Raw genomic sequence first — 22918 nt, forward strand, 5'->3', positions numbered from 1 at the left:
CGGCCTTCCACGCGGTGAGCGAGGCCGCGCTGCACAATCTGTACGGTCCGACCGAGGCGGCGGTATCGATCACCTACCGCGAGGTCACCGCCGACGACGAACTGGTGCCGATCGGCGAGCCGGAGTGGAATTCCCAGGTGTACGTGCTGGATTCGCGGCTGCACCCAGCGCCGATCGGCGTACCCGGCGAACTCTATCTGGCCGGTGACCAGCTGGCCCGCGGCTACCACGGCCAGGTCGATCTGACCGCGGAGCGGTTCGTGGCCAACCCTTTCGGCAGGTCCGGTGCGCGCATGTATCGCACCGGAGATCTGGTGCGCTGGAATGCCGATGGCGAGCTCGTCTACCTCGGTCGGACGGATTTCCAGGTGAAGTTCCGTGGCCAGCGGATCGAGCTCGCGGAGATCGAGGCGGCATTGCTGGCGGCGTCAGCGGTGGCGCAGGCCGCCGTCCGGCTGATCGCTGGCGATACCGGGGACTATCTGGCGGGCTATGTGATTCGCACGCCGGGCGGCGAATTGGACCTGGATGCGGTCAAAGCGGGCCTCACCGGGCGTCTTCCTGGCTATATGGTGCCGACCGCGCTGGTCGAGCTGTCCGAGTTCCCACTCAACACCAGTGGCAAGCTCGATCGCACAGCGCTGCCGCTTCCGGTGTTGCGGCACAAGAGTTTCCGAGCGCCTGCCGATGCGGCCGAACGCTTGGTGGCGGCGGTATTCGCCGAGGTGCTGCGCGTCGAACGGGTCGGCCTCGATGACGACTTCTTCGCTCTGGGCGGCAGCTCACTCGACGCCACCCAGGTGACCGCCCGGGCCGGGGAGGCCATCGGTGCGCGCATCCCGGTGCGCGCCCTCTTCGACGCGTCCTCGGTCGAGGGGTTCGCGGCCGCTGTCGATGAACTCAGCCGGGCCGCCGCGCCCGCACTGCCGCTGGTGCGGCAGGAACGTCCGGAGCGCATTCCGCTCTCACCGGCCCAGCAGCGACTGTGGTTTCTCAATCGGATCGAAACCCAGGACCGCGCGGCCAGTGTCTACAACCTTCCGGTCGTACTCCGGCTCACCGGCAGGCTCGATGTCAACGCGCTGGAGCAGGCGGTGCTCGATGTGCTGTCCAGGCACGAAGCACTGCGCACCTGCTATCCCGATAGCGAATCCGGTCCGTACCAGTCGATTCTGGTATCGACAGAGATCGGGCTGATCCTCAAACCGGTGCCCGTCGAGCGTGCCGATCTGGCCGCCGCCATTGCCGCGATCACCAGCGCCGGATTCGATGTGACCGCCGAACTGCCCGTGCGGGTGGCGTTGCTGAGTGTCGACCGCGTCGACGATCGGCGCGGCATCCCCGGTGACGAGTACGTGCTGGTGTTCGTCGTGCACCATATCGCCGCCGACGCACTGTCGATGACGCCGCTGATCACCGATCTGGTGTCCGCCTACCGGGCCAGGTTGGGGACAGCATCGCGAAGCGATTCGATGGGGGGTGCTGGCCGGGTGGCGGGTGGGCCGAGCCGCACACCGGATTGGCAGGAACTGCCGGTGCAGTACGCCGATTACAGTCTCTGGCATCGGGCACTGCTCGGCGCCGAGGATCGGCCCGGCGATCCGGCGCATCAGCAGCTGCGATTCTGGCGCGAAACCCTCGACGGCCTACCGGCCCAACTCGCACTGCCCACCGACCGGCCGCGTCCGGCGCTGGCGTCGAATCGCGGCGCCGCGGTGGATTTCGAGGTGACGCCCGAGATCGCGGCAGATCTGCGCGCACTGGCACAGCGCGGCGGCGCGACGCTGTTCATGGTGGTGCATGCGGCCTTCGCGGCGACGCTGGCCCGACTGAGCGGCACCGACGACGTGGTGATCGGCTCGCCGGTCAGCGGGCGCGGTGCCCGCGAACTCGACGCGCTCATCGGCATGTTCGTCAATACCCTGGTCTTGCGAACCAGGGTCAGTGCGTCGGTGACCTTCGCCGAACTCCTTGCGGGCGTGCGTGATACGGATCTGGCGGCCTTCGCCAATGCGGATCTGCCGTTCGAGCGCCTGGTCGATGCCATGGCGGTGGACCGCGGCACCGGCGCGCATCCGCTGTTCCAGGTCATGTTCAGCTTCGGTGCGGCACCGGGCGTGGCGGCGGGCAGCCGGGCGTTCGAGGTGCCGTGGCTGACGGTCGAACCGGTCGAACCGGTCGATACCGGTGCGAAATTCGACCTGCACCTGGTGGTGAACGAACGCGCCGAGGACGGCGGGCTCACCAGCAGCCTGCGCTACGCCACCGATCTGTTCGATGCGTCGACCATCGCCGCCTTCGTCGCCCGCTTCCTGCGAGTGCTCGCCGCCGCTGCCGCGACGCCACAGACCAGGATCGGTGAGATCGAGCTGCTGGATGCCGACGAGCGGTCGCTGTTGGATCGGTGGAACGATACGACGCGCGCAATCGACGAAACCCGGACGCTCGCTTCCTTGTTCACCGCCCAGGTGGCGCGGACCCCGAACGCACCCGCGCTGACCTTCGACGGGACAACGCTGGGCCACCCGTCGCCCGACCACCACCCCCCAACGAGTCGCTCCGCGACGCTGGCCCACCCGTCGCCCGACCACCACCCCCCAACGAGTCGCTCCGCGACGCTGGCCCACCCGTCGCCCGACCACCACCCCCCAACGAGTCGCTCCGCGACGCTGTCATATGCCGAGTTCTCCGACCGGGTGCACCGCTTGGCGCGCTGGCTGATCGAGCAGGGCGTCGGACCGGATTCCCTTGTGGCACTGGGAATGCACCGCTCCATCGATCTCGTGGTCGGCATGTATGCCATCACGGTGGCCGGTGGCGGCTATGTGCCGCTCGATCCGGACCATCCGGCCGAGCGCACCGGCCACATCCTCGAGACCGCGCGACCGCTCTGCGTGCTGACCTCGGGCCGTGATCTGGATATCGCCGGGTCGCAGGTGCGCATCGATCGGCTCGACCTGTCCGGGTATTCGGCCGCCCCGATCACCGATGCCGACCGGAACGCACCGCTTCGGGCCGCCAATACCGCCTACGTCATCTTCACCTCGGGGTCCACCGGTCGGCCCAAGGGCGTCGCGATGAGCCACGGCGCGATCGTGAATCGGCTGCTGTGGATGCAGTCCGCGCATGTCGCGCTGGACAGCACCGATGCGCTGCTGCAGAAGACGCCGGTGGCCTTCGATGTCTCGGTGCCGGAGTTCTTCTGGCCATTGCAGGTCGGGGCTCGGTTGGTGCTGGCCCGGCCGGACGGTCACCGGGATCCGGGATATCTCGCGGATCTGATTCGGCGCGAGTCGATTACGGTCACCCATTTCGTACCGTCCATGCTCGCGATCTTCGTCGCGGATGACATCGATGTGCCCGCCCTGCGGCACGTGTTCTGCTCGGGCGAAACCTTGCCCGCGGCGACCGCGCAGCGGGCCCGAACGCGGACCGGTGCCCGCGTGCACAATATGTACGGCCCCACCGAGACGGCGGTCGAGGTCAGCGCCCATGAGGTGACCGATAGCGACGGTGCCATACTGCCCATGGGCGGTCCGAACTGGAATACCCGCGCGTACGTGCTCGACGCTCGGCTGCGCCGGGTACCCGTGGGTGTCCCCGGTGAGCTGTATCTGTCCGGCGCGCAATTGGCTCGCGGCTATCTCGGCCGGGCCGATCTGACCGGCGAACGGTTTGTGGCCGATCCGTTCGGTCCGGCCGGTGTCCGCATGTACCGCACCGGCGATCTGGTCGTCTGGCGTGCGCCGGGTGAGCTGGAGTTCGTCGGGCGCACCGACTTCCAGGTGAAGATTCGTGGTCTGCGCATCGAACTCGGCGAGATCGAGTCGGCATTGCTGGCGGTTGCCGGAATCGAACAGGCAATCGTGCTGGCCCGAGACGATTACGGCACGGGCGATCAGCTGGTCGCCTACCTGGTGGCGGATGGTGCAGTCGATACGGCTGTCGTCCGATCCGAGCTGTCGCGGCGGTTGCCCTCCTATATGGTGCCGTCCGCCTTTGTCGTGCTCGATGATTTCCCGGTCACCGTCTCCGGCAAGTTGGACCGAAAAGCCCTGCCCGCACCGGCTTTGGTCGCCACCGAATTCCACGCACCGACCGGTCCGGCGCAAACCCTCGTCGCCGAGATCTTCACCGCTTTGCTCAATGTGGAGACCGTCGGCGCGGACGACGACTTCTTCGCCCTCGGCGGAAATTCGCTGATCGCCACGCAGCTCGCCGCCCGGCTCACCAGGGCGACCGGTGTGGATGTGCCGGTGCGCACCATTTTCGACGCACCGACGGTGCGCGAGCTGTCCCGCCGGATCTCCGTCACCCGCGCGGACGATATCGAAACCGCGCCACCGGCGGTGCCGCCATTGACCGCCCAGGAGCGCCACGAGCCGATTCCGCTGTCCATCGCCCAGCAGCGCATGTGGTTCCTGAACCGATTCGATACGGCCAGCGGCGGATACAACATTCCGTTCGCGCTGCGCCTGACCGGTGTGCTGAATGTGCCAGCGCTGGAACGTGCGATTGCCGATGTCATCGCCAAGCACGAAACGCTGCGCACCATCTATCCCGAACATGATGGTGCCGCGACGCAGGTGGTGCTGCCCGCCGGAACCAAGCTGGTGGAACTCGTGGCGCGCTCGGTACCGGCGGCCGAGCTGCCGGGACTCATCGCCACGGTGGCCCAGGGCGGATTCGATGTCACGACCGAGGTGCCGCTGCGGGTGCGGCTGCTGCACATCGATGACGAATCGGCGGCGCCGCAGGGCAACTCGGCCGAGCAGGTGCACGTGCTGCTGTTCGTCGTGCACCATATCGCCGCGGACGGCTGGTCGTTCGCACCGCTGACCCGCGATCTGGCCACTGCCTATGTGGCCCGCTGTGCCGGTGTCGCCCCGTCCTGGGGCCCGCTCCCGGTGCAGTACGCGGACTTCGCGATCTGGCAGCGCGCCGCGCTCGGCCGAGCCGAGGACAAGGGTTCGCTGCTGGCCCATCAACTGAAGTACTGGACCAAGCGGCTCGCTGGCGTCCCCGAGGTGCTGACCCTGCCCGCGGACCGGCCCCGGCCCGCGGCAGCCTCCAACCGCGGCGGTGCCATCACCGGCCGTCTGCACCGCGATCTGCACCAGGGCATCCAGGAATTGGCGGCATCACACCGGGTCACCCCGTTCATGGTGCTGCACACCGCGCTCGCCGTACTGCTGAGCCGCCTCAGCACGAGCAATGACATCGTGGTCGGCACGCCGGTCGCCGGTCGCGGCGACGAAGCCCTGGACGATCTGGTCGGCATGTTCGTCAATACCTTGGTGCTGCGCACCGAGGTGCGTGCCGAGGCCACGCTCGCTGACCTGCTCGCGGCGGTCCGCACCGCCGACCTGGCCGCCTTCGATCACGCCGTCGTCCCCTTCGAACAGCTCGTCGATGTGGTGAATCCGGTTCGCTCGCAGGCACACGCACCGCTGTACCAGGTGGCCTTGACGCTGCAGAACCAGTCGAAGCCGGACTTCCAACTGCACCGACTGGCCATTGCCGCACTCGATATCGGTCCCGGGCCGATCCAGCTGGATCTGGACTGGACACTGACCGACCGCTACGCCGCCGACGGTTCGGCCGACGGTATCGATATCCATCTGCATTACGCGCTCGACCTTTTCGACGAGGAAGCCGTCAGCGGGTTCCTGTCGGGTTTCGAACGAGTGCTGCGCGCGATGGTCCGCGATATGCGCACACCCGTCGGCAATGTCGAGCTGATGTCGGTGGCCGAACGCGGCCTGCTGCTCTCGGATCGCAATGCCACTGCCCGCTCGCTGCCCCCGGCGACCCTCGACGATCTGCTGACCGCCCGCGTGGTCGCGACCCCCGATGCCGTCGCGGTGCGTTTCGAGGACACCACGGTGACCTACGCCGAGTTCGAGTCACGGGTGAACCGTCTGGCTCGGTGGCTGATTTCGACGGACGTGGGACCGGAGACGATCGTCGGTCTGGCCGCGCTGCGGTCGATCGACATGCTCGTGGCGATATACGCGATCGTGCGCGCGGGCGGTGCGTACCTGCCCTTGGATCCGGCCCATCCGGCCGACCGGCTCGCGCAGGTGATCGACAGTGCCGCACCGGCTCTGGTGCTGGCGGTGGGCGGTGCGGTGCTGCCCGAACTCGATGCCGTGCGCGTGGTCGATCTCGCCGACCTCGACCTCACCGCCTTCGATGCCAGAACGCTTCCGGAGCGCCGCGCGCCACTGCGCCGGGACAATACGGCCTACGTGCTGTTCACATCCGGTTCGACCGGCCGCCCCAAGGGGGTTGCGGTCACCCACCGCGCCATTATGAATCAGCTGCGGTGGCTCGAATTCCGCTACGGGGTCACCGCGAATGACCGAATTCTGCAGCGTGCCCCGCTCACCTTCGACGTCTCGGTGTGGGAATGCTTCCTGCCGATCGCGGTCGGCGCACCACTGGTGATCGCCCGCCCGAGCGGCCATCTCGACCTGGCCTACTTCGCCGGGCTGTTGCGTGAGCACGGCATCACCATCGCCGAATACGTGCCGTCGGTACTCGCGGCGCTGATCGGTGAGGGCATGGGGGATGCGCTGGGATCATTCCGGCACCTGCACTGCGGCGGTGAGGCGCTCACACCGGATCTGCTCACCGCGATTCGCGAACACGTCGGCGGGGCGGTGCACAATGCGTACGGTCCCACCGAGGCCGCGATTTCGGCGGTCTATCACGAATTCACTGATGCCGACGCCGAATCCGGCCGTGATGTCGCCATCGGCCGTCCGTGCTGGAATACCCGCGCCTACGTGCTCGATGCCCGGCTGCGGCCGGTGCCGATCGGTGTGACGGGTGAGCTGTATCTCGCGGGCGACCAATTGGCCCGCGGCTATCACGGACGGTCCGGGCTGACCGCCGAGCGGTTCGTGGCCGATCCGTTCGGGGTGCCCGGCAGATTGATGTATCGCACAGGGGATCTGGTGCGCTGGAATCGCGGGGGCGACCTGGTCTATCTGGGCCGCAATGATTTCCAGGTCAAGCTGCGCGGTCAGCGCATCGAGCTCGGCGAGATCGAGTCGGCGCTGACCGCCGTGGCGGGCGTGACGAATGCCGCGGTGGTGCTGGTTCAGGACACCTCCGGCTATGACTGTTTGGTCGGCTATGTCACCGGGGCGGAGCTGTCGGCGGAGGCGGTGCTCGCCGAGGTGCGCGACCACCTGCCCGGGTACATGGTGCCCGCGCATCTGGTGGTGCTCGACGAGATGCCGCTCACCACGGTCGGCAAGCTCGATCGCGCCGCTTTGCCCGCCGTCGAAATATCCGGTATTACCGCGGAATTCCGGGCTCCCGGCGAAGGCGCCGAATCGGTGCTCGCCACGCTCATCGCCGATCTGATCGGCGGTGATGTGCGCATCGGTGCGGATGACGACTTCTTCGCTCGGGGCGGGAACTCGCTGCTGGCCATGCGTCTGGTCGCACGTGCCAATGCCGCGTTCGGGTGCGCACTCACCGTGCGCGAGATCTTCGAGGCTCCGACCGTAGCCGCATTGGCCCTTCGGGTGACCGATTCCGATAGCGCGCAGGCCACCCGAGCCGTACTTGCGGCCAGAGCACGCTCGGGCCGTATTCCTTTGTCGCTGGCACAGACTCGAATGTGGCTGCTGAACCGGCTCGATCCGGACTCGGCCGTCTACAACATTCCGATCAGCATTCGCCTCACCGGCGCACTGGATGAGCGGGCACTGCACTTGGCGCTGGGTGATGTCGTGGCACGGCACGAATCGCTGCGCACCGTGTTCCCCGATGACGGAGCCGGTCCCGTTCAGGTGGTGCTGGCCGAGGGCGCCGAGCCGGCACTGCCGCGTACCGATATCGCCGAATCCGACCTCGCCGCAGCGATTGTCGGCGTCACGACGATCGGATTCGATCTGCGCACCCGAATTCCCGTGCGCGCCAATCTGTTCCAGGTCGCACCCGACGACCATGTGCTCGTCGTGGTGGTGCACCACATTGCGGCCGACGGCGTCTCGACGGCTCCGCTGGCCCGCGATCTGATGGTGGCCTATAGCGCTCGCACCGCGGGTGCGGCGCCGCTGTGGCGACCGCTGCCGGTCCAGTACGCGGACTTCACGCTGTGGCAGCACGATGTGCTCGGTTCGGCCGATGATCCGGAATCCGTGCTGGCGCGCCAGATCACGCATTGGCGCACCGAACTCGACGGGCTCGCCCCGGTCCTGGAACTGCCCGCCGATCGGCCGCGTCCAGCGGTCGCGTCCGGGCGCGGGGCCGCGGTCGAGTTCGCGATCACCGCCGAGCTGACCGCTGCCATCGCTGAGCTGGCCCGCAGGCATGGGGTCTCGTCGTTCATGGTCCTGCACGCCGCCTATGCGATCCTGCTGGCCCGCCTGGCTCGCGTGGACGATGTGGCGATCGGGACCCCGGTGGCCGGTCGCGCCGAGCAGGCGCTGGACGATCTCGTCGGCATGTTCGTCAACACCCTGGTGCTGCGCACCGAGGTGGCGGCCGAGACAACCTTCGCCGCACTGCTCGGCCGGGTGCGGGCCACCGATATCCGCGCCTTCGCGCATGCCGATCTGCCGTTCGAGCGGCTCGTCGACGAGCTGAATCCGGTGCGTTCACAGGCCCACGCACCGATCGTGCAGACGCTGCTGACCTATGAGCACCGCGACGATACGGTGTTGCGCCTGCCCGGTTTGGACGTTGCCGCCTACCCGATCGACAACCAGGTCGCGCAATTCGACCTCGCACTGGAATTCGCCGAGCACGCCGCGGGCGCTGGCACCGCGGTGCGTGCGGTCATGCGCTACGCGACGGATCTGTTCGAGCGGACGACGGTCGAATCGTTCGCGGCCCGCTTGGTGCGGCTGCTCGAGACGGTCGTGGCGGATGCCACCGTCCGCGTGGGCGATATCGAACTGCTCGATCGCGCCGAGCGCGCGCTGGTGCTGGATCGGTGGAACGATACGTCGTTCCCGGTAGACGGCACGGAGACGCTGGTGTCGCTGTTCGAGGAACAGGTGCTGCGGACACCTGATGCCATTGCCCTGACATTCGACAGTCCTGCCTACCCGTCGCCCGACCACCACCCCTCAACGAGTCGCTCCGCGACGCTGGCCCACCCGTCGCCCGACCACCACCCCTCAACGAGTCGCTCCGCGACGCTGACATATGCCGAATTCGCTGATCAGGTGCACCGACTGGCGCGCTGGCTGGTCGGCCAGGGCGTCGGACCGGATTCGATTGTCGCGCTCGGTATGCGGCGTTCGCTGGACCTGGTGGTCGGCATGTACGCGGTGACGGTCGCCGGCGGCGCGTACCTGCCGCTGGATCCGGACCACCCGGCGGATCGGATCGAATACGTACTGGAGACCGCGCGGCCGGTGTTGGTACTCACCGCGGGCGTGGATCTGGAAGTCGGTACGGCGCACCAGGTTCGGATCGATCGACTCGATTTGACCCGATATTCGCCAGCACCGCTGACCGCGGCGGATCGGCTCGCTGTGCTGTCGCCGGGGCATGCGGCGTACGTCATCTTCACCTCCGGATCGACGGGACGTCCGAAGGGAGTCGCGGTATCGCATGCCGCGATCGTCAATCGCCTGGTGTGGATGCAGGCGCAGTACGGTCTGCGCGCCGAGGACGCGGTATTGCAGAAGACCCCGGCGACCTTCGACGTCTCGGTCTGGGAGTTCTTCTGGCCGTTGCGGGTCGGCGCGCGTCTGGTGCTCGCGCGGCCCGATGGCCATCGTGATCCGGCCTATCTGGCGCGACTGATCGACGATGAGCGGATTACCGTCGCGCATTTCGTACCGTCGATGTTGGCGGTATTCCTCGCCGAACCGCAGGTGCGCGAATGTCGCACGCTGCGTGCGGTATTCGCTTCCGGCGAGGCGCTGCCCGCGGCGATCGCGCAGCGGGCCCGCGAACTGACCGGGGCCAGCGTGCACAATCTGTACGGTCCGACCGAGGCCGCGGTCGACGTCACCTTCCATGAGGTGACCGCCGGCGATACGGTTTCGGTTCCGATCGGCAGGCCGGTGTTCAATACCCGGCTGCTGGTGCTGGACGCGCGAATGCGGCCGGTGCCGGTCGGCGTTCCCGGCGAGTTGTATCTGGCCGGTGCGCAGCTGGCGCTCGGCTATGTGGCCAGGCCGGAATTGACCGCTGACCGGTTCGTCGCGAATCCGCACGGTGCCGCGGGCGAGCGGATGTATCGCACCGGTGATCTCGTCCGCTGGAACGCCGACGGTGAGCTGGAGTATCTGGGCCGCACCGACTTCCAGGTGAAGGTGCGTGGGTTGCGGATCGAGCTCGGGGAGATCGAATCCATGCTCACCGCACTGGATGCGGTCGACCAAGCCGTTGTTGTCGTGCGCTCCGATGATCGGCTCGGCGATCAGCTGGTGGCGTATCTGGTCGGCGGGTCTATCGATATCGACGCGGCGCGTGCGGAGCTGGTGGCCGCGCTGCCTGCCTACATGGTGCCTTCGGCATTCGTCGTGCTGGCTGCCTTCCCGCTCAATGCCTCCGGCAAGCTCGACCGCACCGCACTGCCCGCACCGGTATTCGAGGTCGCCGCCTACCGCGCACCCGCGACCGAGACCGAGCAGACGGTCGCCGAGATCATGGGCGGTCTGCTCGGCGTCGACCGGATCGGCCTCGATGACAACTTCTTCGCCCTCGGCGGCAATTCGCTGCTCGCCACTCAGGTGGCGGCTCGGCTCGGGGCGGTGCTGGATGCCGAAGTCCCCGTGCGGATGCTGTTCGAGGCCCCGAATGTCGCCGGATTGGCCGCGCTCGCCGCAGGGCTCATCGGCACCGGCGGCCGTCCGCGACTGGCCGCGCGACCGCGTCCCGACCTGATCCCGCTCTCGCCGGCGCAGCAGCGGATGTGGTTCCTCAACCGCTTCGATCCGGACGAGACGGTGAACAATATTCCGGTCGCCATCCGGCTCACCGGAGATCTCGACACCGAGGCGCTGACCGCCGCCGTCGCCGATGTGATCGCCAGGCATGAAACCCTGCGCACGATCTACCCGGATGTCGATGGCACGGGCTACCAACGGATCTTGGACCGCTCACAGGTGCCCGAAATCGTCGAACTGGATCCGTCGAATATCGCTGCCGCACTGGTGGATCTGGTCGCGACACCCTTCGATGTGAGCACCGAGGTACCGCTGCGCATCGGCCTGGCCACGCCAGCGGATCAGCAACACCTGCTCGCCGTCGTGGTGCATCACATCGCGGCGGACGGCTTTTCGATGGCCCCACTGGCTCGCGATATCGCCATCGCGTACGCGGCGCGTGCCACGGGCACCGCCCCCACGTGGACCGAATTGGGTGTGCAGTACGCGGATTACGCACTCTGGCAGCGGGAACTCCTCGGTGCCGAGAACGATCCGGAATCGGTGGCCGCACGGCAACTGCGCTACTGGAACGACGCGCTCGGCGGGCTGCCCGCACAACTGGATCTGCCAACGGATCGGCCGCGTCCCGCTGTCGCCAGCCATGCCGCGGCGAGCATCACCATCGGGCTCGATGCGGCAGCGCGCGACGGAATCGCTGCCATCGCAACGCAATACGATGCCAGCCCGTTCATGGTAGTGCATGCCGCGCTGGCCGCCGTGCTCGCACGCCTGTCCGGCACGGCCGATATCGCCATCGGCGCGCCGATCGCCGGTCGTGGCGCGGCCGCACTCGATGATCTCGTCGGTATGTTCGTCAACACCCTGGTGCTGCGCACTCGGGTTCCCGGCTCCGACTCCTTCGCGTCGGTATTGCGTCGCGTCCGCGATGGTGACCTCGATGCCTTCGCCCATGCCGATGTGCCGTTCGAGCGGCTGGTGGAGGTGCTGGATCCACCGCGCTCCGAGGCGCGACATCCGCTGTTCCAGGTCGCGCTGTTCTTCCAGAACCTCGCACCGGTATCGGTGGAGATGGCGGGCGTCACGGTCGCTGAGTACGACATCGACTACGAGACGACCCGATTCGATCTGCAGTTGACCGTCACCGATGATGCGCTGCGGTTCACCTACGCCACCGACCTGTTCGACGCGACGACCATCGCCACCTTCGGCGCCCGTTTCATCCGGCTGCTCGCCGCGGTGATCGGTGATCCGGAGCAGATAGTGGGCGATATCGATCTGTTCGAATCCGGTGAGCTGGATCGGGTGGTGACCGCGTGGAACGACTCCGCGCACACCGCATTCGTCGCGGAGATGCTGCTCGACGAGTTCGAGGCGCAGGCCGCCGCGACACCGGAGGACACCGCCCTGGTCTTCGCGGCCGATGCCGCGGGCACCGGCCGGACCATGTCGTACGGCGAACTGGACCGCAGGACCAACCAGCTGGCCCGCCATCTGATCGCGACCGGTGTCGGTCCGGAGTCACTGGTGGCCTTGGCGATTCGGCGTTCGACCGATCTGGTTGTCGCGATGTACGCGGTGCTCAAGGCGGGCGGTGCGTATGTGCCGATCGACCCGGATCATCCGGTGCAGCGCATCGCGCACATTCTCGATACCGCGGCACCGGCCGTGCTGCTCACCACCGAACGCGATCGAGCGGATTTCGGTTACACCGGTGCGACGGTGCACATCGACACCGTCGCGCTCGAAAGCTACGCCGACGATCCGATCGCGGTGCACGAGCGCACCGCGCCGATCCACCCGCGGAACCCGGCCTACGTCATCTTCACCTCCGGTTCCACCGGAAAGCCCAAGGGCGTCAGCGTCTCCCATGCCGCAATCGTGAACCAGATGACGTGGATGCAGTCGGAGTACCGCCTCACCGCCGAGGATGTGTACCTGCAGAAGACGGCGACCACCTTCGATGTCTCGCTCTGGGGCTACTTCCTGCCCTTGCGCATCGGCGCGACGCTGGTGCTGGCCACCCCGGACGGCCACCGCGATCCCGGCTACCTGGGCGCGGTGACCGGCGAATACGGCGTCACCGTGACCGATTTCGTGCCATCCATGTTGAGCACGTTCGCCGAACATATCGAAACCGCGGGAGCGCGTGCCGATCTCGACACACTGCGCACGGCATTCGTCATCGGTGAGGCGCTGCCCGGTGAGACCGTGCGTGCCTTCGGCGCGGTGAGCGACGCACGTCTGCACAACCTGTACGGCCCGACGGAGGCGGCGGTGAGCATCACCTACCGCGATGTCACCGGCGATATCGACCGTGCCGTCCTGCCGATCGGCAATCCGGAGTGGAACAGCCGGGTGTATGTGTTGGACTCCCGGCTCCGGCCGACCTTGCCCGGTGTGGCGGGGGAGTTGTACCTTGCGGGGACGCAGCTAGCCCGTGGCTATCACGGCAGGCCGGATCTGACCGCGGATCGGTTCGTCGCCAACCCGTTCGGCCCGGCGGGGGAGCGCATGTATCGCACGGGCGACCTCGTTCGCTGGGATACCAGCGGTGCCACCCCGGAACTGGTGTACCTGGGCCGCACCGATTTCCAGGTGAAATTCCGCGGCCAGCGCATCGAACTCGGCGAGATCGAGGCGGTACTCGCCGCGGTGCCCGGTGTTTCGCAGGCCGCCGCCCGTGTTGTCGTCACGAATACCGGTGATCAGCTCGTCGGGCATGTCACCGGTGTCGCGCAAGATGGTCTCCGTGCGGCCGCCTTGGCTGCCGCGGCGGATGCGCTGCCGTCGTACATGATTCCGTCGGCGATCGTGGTACTCGACGCCTTCCCGCTCAATGCCTCCGGCAAACTCGATCGAAATGCACTGCCGGAACCGGTATTCGACCGCGTGGCCTACCGCGCGCCCGTCACTCCGGCCGAGCGACTGGTGGCCGACGCGTTCGAGACGGTCCTGACACGGACGCCGATCGGTGCCGACGACAACTTCTTCGACCTGGGCGGCAATTCACTGATCGCCACCCGGGTGCTGGCCAGGTTGAGCGAGCGGCTCGGTCGCCGGGTGCCGGTGCGGGCGCTGTTCGAGGCGCCCACGGTGCACGCGTTCGCCGCCCGGCTGGCCGCCGACGCCGATGCGCACGAGCAGGTGGTGCCCTTGCTCGCCGGACCACGCCCGGAGCTGATTCCGCTGGCGCCGGTGCAGCGCGGCATGTGGTTCCTCAACCGGCTCGATCCGGATTCGGCGGCGCACAATATCCCGGTCGCGGTGCGGATCGGCGGTGAACTGGACGCGGCGGCGCTGTGTGCCGCGTTCGCGGATGTGGTCGCACGTCATGAGGTGCTGCGCACGGTGTATCCCGCCGATGCGGGCGGCACCGGACACCAGGTGATCCTGCCCGTCGAATCAGCTCCGGTGCGGCTGACGGTCGAGCCCCTGAACGGTCCGGTGGACGAGCGGATCGCCGAATTCCTCACTGCGGGATTCGATGTCACCGCCGAGGTGCCGGTGCGCGCGGTGCTGCTGCGTGAACATGCGACCAGCCATGTGCTCGTCGCGGTGCTGCACCATATCGCGGCGGACGGCTACTCGATGCAACCACTGCTGCGAGATCTGTTGTCGGCCTACCTGTCCCGAGTGCTCGGCGGTACTCCCGTCTGGCCGGAACTCGCCGCGCAGTACGCCGATTACGCGCTGTGGCAGACGGCCGAACTGGACGCGGTCGCGGTACCGCAGCTCGCGTACTGGACCGAGGCGCTGCGCGAGCTGCCGGAAGAGCTGGCACTGCCCAGCGACCGGCCCCGCCCGGCCATCGCGTCCAAGCGCGGCGGCAATGTCCGCGCCCGGATCGGCGGCGGTATCGGCGCCCGGGTGCACGAACTCGCGCTGCGGCACAACGCGACCCCCTTCATGGTGGTGCATGCCGCGCTGGCCGTACTGCTGGCCCGGCTCTCGGGTTCGGCCGATATCGCCATCGGTACCCCGGTCGCAGGACGCGGCGCGGCGGCGCTGGACGATCTGGTCGGCATGTTCGTCAACACCCTGGTGCTGCGCACGCATCCGGATCCGGACCGTTCCTTCGCCGAGCTGCTCGTCGAGACCAGGACGGTCGATCTGGCCGCCTTCGCCCATGCCACCGTCCCCTTCGAACGCGTCGTCGACGAACTCGGCATCGAGCGCTCGCAGGCGAGACATCCGCTGTTCACGGTGGCACTGAGCTATCTGAACACCGGCGCGGAGGCCTTTGCGCTGCCCGGTCTGGAGCTGGCGGCCGTTGCCTTCGACGAGCCGGTGGCCCGGTTCGATCTGCAGTTCACCGTCGCGGCCGACCTCGATGCCGACCGTCACCTCGCGGTGGAACTCAACTACGCCACCGACCTGTTCGACGAGGCCACCGCTGCTGGGTTGCTGCGTCGATTCGGCCGGGTCCTCGGCACACTCACCGCGGATCCGTCCGCGCCGGTCGGCACGATCGATGTGCTGGCTCCGGCCGAACGCGCCGAACTGCTCGGCAGGCGCGGTGATGCACCGGTCCCGCCGCGTACCCTCGCCGAGCTGATGGCCGAAGCCGTCGCGATGAATCCCGATGCGCTCGCGCTGATTTCGGAGGATCGGGAACTCAGCTATCGCGCCTTGGACGAGCAGTCGTCCCGACTGGCGCGAATGCTCATCGGGCACGGCATCGGCGCCGAGGATTTCGTCGCCCTGGCGATCCCGCGTTCGGCCGAGTCCATCCTCGCGGTATGGGCGGTGGCCAAGACCGGCGCGGCCTTCGTACCGGTCGATCCCACCTATCCGGCCGACCGGATCGCGCACATGCTGTCCGATTCCGTTGCGACCGTCGGTCTTACGCTGACCGCCTGCCGCACGGCACTGCCGGAAACCACCGAATGGCTGGTTCTCGACGCACCCGCCACCGCGGCGCGCATGCGGCATACGAGTGCGGCCCCGCTCAGCGCGGCGGAGCTGACCCGTCCGGTACAGGTGGCCAATCCGGCCTGGATGATCTACACCTCGGGTTCGACCGGCATACCGAAGGGCGTGCTCGCCACCCACGGCGGACTCGCGGGAGTGGCACGCGCACAGCGGGATCGCTACGAGGTCACCGCGGCGTCGCGGGTCCTGCATGTGGCATCGCCCAGCTTCGACGCGTCCATGCTGGAGCTGCTGCTCGCACTGCCCGCGGGCGCCGCGCTGGTGATCGCACCCGCCGGTGTCTACGGCGGGGCGGAATTGACCGCGCTGATCCGGGACCAGCGGGTCAGCCATATGTTCATAACTCCCGCTGTGCTGCAGACATTGGATCCGAGCGAGCTGCCCGAACTGAAGCAGTTGACCGTCGGCGGCGAGTCCTACGGGCCGGATGTGGTGCAGCGCTGGGGGATCGGACGGTCCTTCCACAACACCTACGGCCCGACCGAAACCACGATCATCACCAATATCAGCGCACCGCTGCGACCGGGCCGGTTCGATATCGGCACCACGATCCACGGCATGTCCGCGGTGGTGCTCGATACCCGGTTGCAGCCCGTGCCGGACGGGGTGACCGGTGAGCTGTACTTGCGCGGGCCGGGTCTGGCTCGCGGATACCACGCGCGGCCGGGCCTTTCGGCGGATCGCTTCGTCGCCGACCCCTACGGTCCGGCCGGTGGACGGCTGTATCGGACCGGTGACCTGGTGCGCTGGACCGCGAACGGCGCGATCCAGTACGTGGGACGCGCCGACCAGCAGGTGAAGGTGCGCGGTCTGCGCATCGAACTCGGTGAGATCGACGCGGTGCTCTCGAGCCACGACACCGTCGAATTCGCGGTGACCATCGGACATACCGACGCCGCAGGCACCGTCTCGCTGGTCGCGTATGTGGTCGCCGCGGCGGGGCGGACGATCGACACCGCCGAGCTGACCGCCTTCGCCGGACGCGCACTCGCCGCCTATATGGTGCCCGCGGCCATCATGGTCCTGGATGAACTGCCGCTGACCCCCGTCGGCAAGTTGGATCGAAAGGCACTCCCGGAGCCCCAGTTCCGTACCGCTGCCTTCCGCGCGCCGGAGACAGCGGCCGAACGGATCGTGGCCGAGGTGTTCGCCGATGTGCTCGGCTTGGAGACGGTCGGTGTCGATGACGACTTCTTCGCCGTCGGCGGAAACTCCCTGACCGCAACGCAATTGGCCGCGCGACTGGGTGCGCGCCTCGACGTCTCGGTCGGCGTGCGGCTGGTCTTCGAGAACGCGACGGTATCGGCCATGGCCGCAGCCCTCGATACCGCCGCCACCGATCCGGCCGCGGTGCGCATACGTCCGGCACTGACCCGGCGCACCGGAACCGATCCGGTTCCGCTGTCGCTCGCACAGCAGCGCATGTGGTTCCTCAACCGCCTCGACCGGCAGTCCACCGCCTACAACATTCCGCTCGCGGTGCGGCTCACCGGTGAGCTGGATATCGCGGCGCTGAACACGGCCATCAGCGACGTGGTGCAGCGCCACGAGGTGCTGCGCACCGTGTACCCGCAGCGCGAGAACGGCCCGGTGCAGGTGGTGCTGCCCATGGCTGACGCGGAAGTGCAGGTGCTGGTCGCGATTCCGGTGCCGGTCGACGATCTGACCGCGGCGGTGGTGGACTTCGTCGGCGGCGGATTCGATGTCACCGAAGCGGTTCCGGTCCGAGCCCGGCTGTTCCGTCCGGTCGAGGGGCCGACCGACCTCGGTGCGCATGTGCTCGTCGTGGTCGTGCACCATATCGCCGCCGACGGTTCGTCACTGGTCCCGCTGGCCCGTGACGTGATGCTCGCCTATGCCGCACGCAAGCAGGGTGCGCTGCCCGGATGGACGGCGCTGCCGGTGCAGTACGCGGATTACAGCCGCTGGCAACGGGATCTGCTCGGCAGCGAGGACGATCCGGACTCGCTGCTCGCCCGGCAACTCCGGTTCTGGACCGAAACCCTCACCGGACTACCCGCGCAACTGTCCCTGCCGACCGACCGGCCACGACCCGCCATCGTCTCCACCCGCGGCCGACATGTCGATTTCACCATCGGCGCCGAAATGCAGGCGGCGCTGGCCGATCTGGGCCGCGGGACCGGAGCGACGCTGTTCATGGTGCTGCACGCCGCATTCGCGGTACTGCTGGCACGCCTGTCCGGCACCGCCGATATCGCGGTCGGCACCCCGGTCGCGGGCCGCGGCGCGGCCGAACTCGATGATGTGGTCGGCATGTTCGTCAATACCCTGGTGCTGCGCACGCCGGTCGATGCGGGCGCGGACTTCACCGAACTGCTGGATCTGGTGCGTACCGCGGACGTCGCCGCCTTCTCACATGCCGATGTGCCGTTCGAGCGGCTGGTGGAGGTGCTGAATCCGGAGCGTTCCACCGCGCGGCACCCGCTGTTCCAGGTCGGCTTCTCCTTCCACAACCAGGCCGAGGCCGAGTTCACACTGGACGGATTGACCGCGACCGCGGCCGATTTCGATTCCGAGGTATCGCAATTCGATCTGCATCTGGTGGTCACCGACCGCTATGACACGGATGGGAATCCGGCGGGCATGGCCGCATCGATCACCTACGCGACCGCACTGTTCGACGAGTCCACCGTCGCCGGTTTCGCGGGTCGCCTACAGCGCCTGCTGGCCGCGATCTGTGCCGCACCATATGTTCCGGTCGGTGATCTCGACCTGCTCGACCCCGCCGAACGCGAACGCATGCTGGTGACCTGGAATCGAAGCGAGCGCGAGACGGCACCGGTCACCCTCGTCGAGGCATTCCAGGCACAGGTCGTGCGCAGGCCCGATGCGGTGGCAATCGTCGACGACGCCATGACGATCACCTACGGTCAGTTCGCCGCTCGGGTGAATCGGCTGGCCCGCGCGCTGATCGGGCGCGGTGTCGGACCGGAATCGCTGGTGGCCCTCGCCATTCCGCGCAGTGTCGAACTGCTGGTCGCGATGTACGCCGTGGTGACGGCCGGTGGTGCGTATGTGCCGCTCGATCCGGCCCATCCGCTGGAGCGGACCGCGAGCGTACTCGCCGCCGCGAATCCGGCGCTGGTGCTGACCTCGGCCGAGCGGCCCTGGCTGCCCGAGAACGTGGCCGAGCACGATGTAGTGCTGGATATCTCGATCGCCGCCGGTGTCCTCGACAGCAGTCCGGTGCGTGCCGAGGAACGGGTGACGCCGCTGACCCCGGCGAACACCGCTTACGTCATCTTCACCTCGGGTTCGACCGGAACACCGAAGGGGGTGGCGGTCCCGCACGCCGCGGTCGCACACCAATTGGACTGGCTGCAATCGGAATACGCGCTCGACACCGATGACGCCACCCTCTTGATGACCTCCGCCGCCTTCGATCTGTCGGTATGGGAGTTCTGGTCGGCCTTGCGTGCCGGCGCGCGCGTGGTGCTGGCACCGCAAGGCGCGCAACGGGATCCGTCGGGTGTCCTGAATCTGATCCGGCGCGCCTCGGTGACCACCGTGACGCTGGTGCCATCGCTATTGGCCATGGTGGCGGAGGTCGGCGGCGACCGGCGGCTGCCGAGATCGCTGCGCCGGGTGCTCGTCATCGGTGAGGCACTGCCCGCAGACACCGTCGATCGCATGCGGGCGCTCACTGCGGCCCGGATCGATAATCTGTACGGCCCCACCGAGGCCGCGGTCTCGGTGACCCGATTCCGTACCGGCCCGGCCATTCGGCACGCGGTGGTCCCGATCGGCACACCGGAAGCCGGGAACCAGGTCTATGTGCTGGACGACCGGATGCATCCGGTACCGGCCGGAGTGACCGGTGAGCTGTACCTCGGTGGTGCGCAACTGGCCCGCGGCTATTACGGCAGACCGGACCTGAGCGCGGAACGCTTCGTGGCGAACCCGTTCGGCGCACCGGGCACGCGAATCTATCGGACCGGCGATATGGTCCGCTGGGGTGCCGACGGCAATCTCGAATACGTGCAGCGCCGTGACTTCCAGGTCAAGGTGCGCGGTTATCGCATCGAACTCGCCGAGATCGAGCACGCGCTGCGTTCGCGTCCGATGGTGTCCGAGGCCATCGTCGTGGCCCAGCAAGGTGGCGATAACGCCATGCTCGTCGGGTATTTCACCGCCACCGAGCCGGTCGATCCGACGGTGCTGCGCACCGCACTGACCGAGGTGCTGCCGAGCTATATGGTGCCAACGGTCCTGATGCGGCTGGAAACCCTGCCGCTGAATGCGAATGGCAAGGTCGATCGGGCCGCGCTGCCCCGGCCCGAGCTGGGCACCCGGGAATTCCGCGCTCCGGAAACGGAGTTGGAGCAGCTGGTCTGCACCGCCTTCGCCGAGGTGCTGGCGGTCGAGCGCATCGGCATGGACGACAACTTCTTCGAACGCGGCGGCAATTCGCTGCTCGCCACCCGACTGTCGTCCCGGCTGAGTTCGGCTCTCGCCGAACAGATCCCGGTGGTGTGGCTGTTCGCCGCACCGACACCGGCCGATCTCATCACCCACCTCGAACTGCACCGCTCCGGTCGCGGCCGCGTCGACGCACAGGCGGCCTTCGATGTGCTATTGCCGCTGCGGCCCGGCGGTGCCCGCGAGCCGCTGTTCTGTATCCATCCGGTCGGCGGTGTCGCCTGGTCGTTCGCCGGTCTGGCCGCGCACATCGATCCCGAGCGTGCCATCTACGGCATCCAGTCGCCGGTATTGAATGCCGCGGCGGCGCTGCCGGATTCGATCGAGAACTGGGCCGGGCACTATGTCCGTGAGATCCGCGCGGTGCAGCCGGAGGGGCCGTATCACCTGCTGGGCTGGTCGCTCGGCGGTGTGCTCGCGCATGCCGTCGCGAACCACTTGCAGGACCAGGGCCAACATGTCGCGATGCTCGCCATGATGGACAGTTCACTGCACGTCACGGTGGACGAGACGGCCACGGTCCCGGTGGCCGATCTGCTCGGCGGACTACTCGGCGAACAGGCCGACGAAACCGATACCGAACTCGACCGCACCCAACTCGCCCGCCGCATCGCCGATCTCCCGGAACCGTTCGCCTCCTTCGGCTTCGATCGACTCGGCCGGGTCCTCGACGCGGGCACGCACTCCCTGGAGCTCATCACCCGCTACCGCCCACGGCCCTATAAGGGCAATCTCGTCTACTTCACCGCCGCGCTCGACGATCCCACCGGGGCCACCGGCGCGGCCAGTTGGTCCGACGCCATCGACGGCACCGTGCACAACCACGCCGTGCAGGCCTCGCACTGGCGCATGACCTCCGAATCCGCCCTCGCCCGCATCGGCCACGTCCTGACCAATGTATTGGCGCACGCCGACCGGACCTGAACCCCTCCCAGGAAGGCCAATTCCCGTGACCAACCCCTTCGACGACGACAACGCCCAGTTCTACGTCCTGATCAACGATGAGGGCGAGCACTCACTGTGGCCGATCTTCGCCGCCGTCCCCGGCGGCTGGACCATCGCCCACGGCGCGGCCCCCCGCCGCTCCTGCCTCGACTACGTCGAATCCCACTGGCTCGATATGCGCCCCAACTCGCTGATAGCCGCAATGCACCCCGAAGCCAACTGAATAGGCGGGGCGCGCCGGTCACACATCCCCCCTGCCGATCGGTGCGCCCCGCCCCCTCAGGCCCGGGTGCGGGGGGAGTTGATGATCATTCGTGCTTGTTGGCGCCAGTCGGCGACGGCGCGACCCTGGAAGGTCGACAGTGCGGAGTCGAATTGTTTGGCGCGCTTGGTGACGGTGAGGCCGACGTAGGTGTGGCCATTGGTGATCGCGCGGGTGGCCACCGAACAGGCCTCGTCCACCTCGCCGGAGCCGAGCAGGGCGGTGGCGTGTTCGAACCGGACCAGCGCGGGCTCCATGGTCTCGCTCGGGTCGTAGAGTTCGATAGCTCGCGCGGCGGCGCGTGCGGTCTGCTCGGTGCGGCCCAAGCGGGAGTAGCCGATGGCCTGATAGAAGGCCAGCTTCTCCGGCCGGAAGGAAAAGATGCCGATCGAGAGCTGTTCTGCGGGAACATTTTCCAGCGCCTGCTCCGATCTCGCGATACTCCGGGCGAAGCCGTCGAAATTACCGAGGCTGGCGTGCGCGCGGGCCGCCATTCCCCACAGCCAGGCCGCCGCCGGACCATGGCCCGGATTTTCTTCGAGACGCGGGCCGAGCAGGTTCAAAACTTCCTTCGGACTATCGCTATAGGTCGGTAAATACGCCAATCCCGCCAGTGCGATGTCCTCGGAATAGCGGTCGCCGATGTCCTGGGCGGCGTGAATTGCGGTGGTGTACCACATTCGCGCCTGACCGAAATGGCCCTCATTGAACAGAATTTCGCCGACGACATTCGCCAGGCGGCCCGCGGTACGGACCAGTCGGATTTGATGGTGGGTGGCCTGGCGTTCCGCGAGACTGGCACGGACCGCGCGGAACTGGTCGAGCGTGAGTTGCAGCAACTCGTGCGGCGGCACCTGCACCACCCGGGCGCCGAGGGTTTCGGTGGATTGCTCGAAGAAGCCTAGCCGCCGTTCGCTCATCGACCCGGCGTCCAGGGTCGCGAGCATCTTCTCCGGTTCGCTGGCGACCATATCGGCCGCCTGCCCCGCCAGGCCCGCGCCGATGCAGGCCAGCAGTAATCGCCTTCTCACGTCGTCATCCTCGACTTCCTTGTCGAGCCCGATGTCCCTACCGAGCTGTGTCCGATCGAGCGCCGCGCTCGCCTCTCCGATGTCACGGGTTGTCAGTGGGCCGGTCGCGATCGCGCGCTCGAATCGCGCGATGACGACCGAATCGGCCTCCGATAGCACTCGATCGAGCAAACGCCTGCTTGCGGCATGCATCCGGGTTGTCCGGCCGTTCTCCCACAAGATCACGGTGCGCGGGGTGACGCCCACCAAGCGCGCGAACTCATAGCGACTTCGCTTCATCGCCATGCGAAGAGCGTGTACGTCCTCGCCGGTCCAGTCGACCTCAACCATAGGTCCCGCTTCCTCGTACCAGGCTGATTCAATCGAAAATTACTCGCATTTACCACATTCGGCTCTGTTATCGATCGAATCGCAACGTGCACGCTGAAGCGGTACCC

General features: G+C 67.6%; 3 protein-coding genes (1 of these 3 cut by a window edge). 2 read left to right on the top strand and 1 reads right to left on the bottom strand.

Annotation, left to right across the window (positions count from 1 at the left end; genetic code table 11):
• Nucleotides 1–21167, top strand: the 3' portion of a protein-coding gene (locus ACQP2D_RS05060) for a non-ribosomal peptide synthase/polyketide synthase (protein ID WP_433682549.1). It extends 4429 nt beyond the left edge of the window; only the last 21167 of its 25596 coding nucleotides appear in the window; its start codon lies beyond the left edge, outside the window; its stop codon occupies nucleotides 21165–21167.
• On the top strand, nucleotides 21139–21411 hold the full coding sequence (locus tag ACQP2D_RS05065; protein WP_433682550.1) for an MbtH family protein: 273 nt from the start codon (nucleotides 21139–21141) through the stop codon (nucleotides 21409–21411). The genes ACQP2D_RS05060 and ACQP2D_RS05065 overlap by 29 nt, the downstream gene beginning before the upstream one ends.
• 56 nt (nucleotides 21412–21467) lie before the next feature.
• Here ACQP2D_RS05065 and ACQP2D_RS05070 read toward each other — a convergent pair whose 3' ends face one another.
• On the bottom strand, nucleotides 21468–22766 hold the full coding sequence (locus ACQP2D_RS05070) for a helix-turn-helix domain-containing protein (protein WP_433682551.1): 1299 nt from the start codon (nucleotides 22764–22766) through the stop codon (nucleotides 21468–21470).
• Nucleotides 22767–22918: the final 152 nt, after the last annotated feature.

The sequence above is a fragment of the Nocardia sp. CA-119907 genome (genome assembly GCF_050955995.1).
Taxonomy (GTDB): Bacteria; Actinomycetota; Actinomycetes; order Mycobacteriales; family Mycobacteriaceae; genus Nocardia.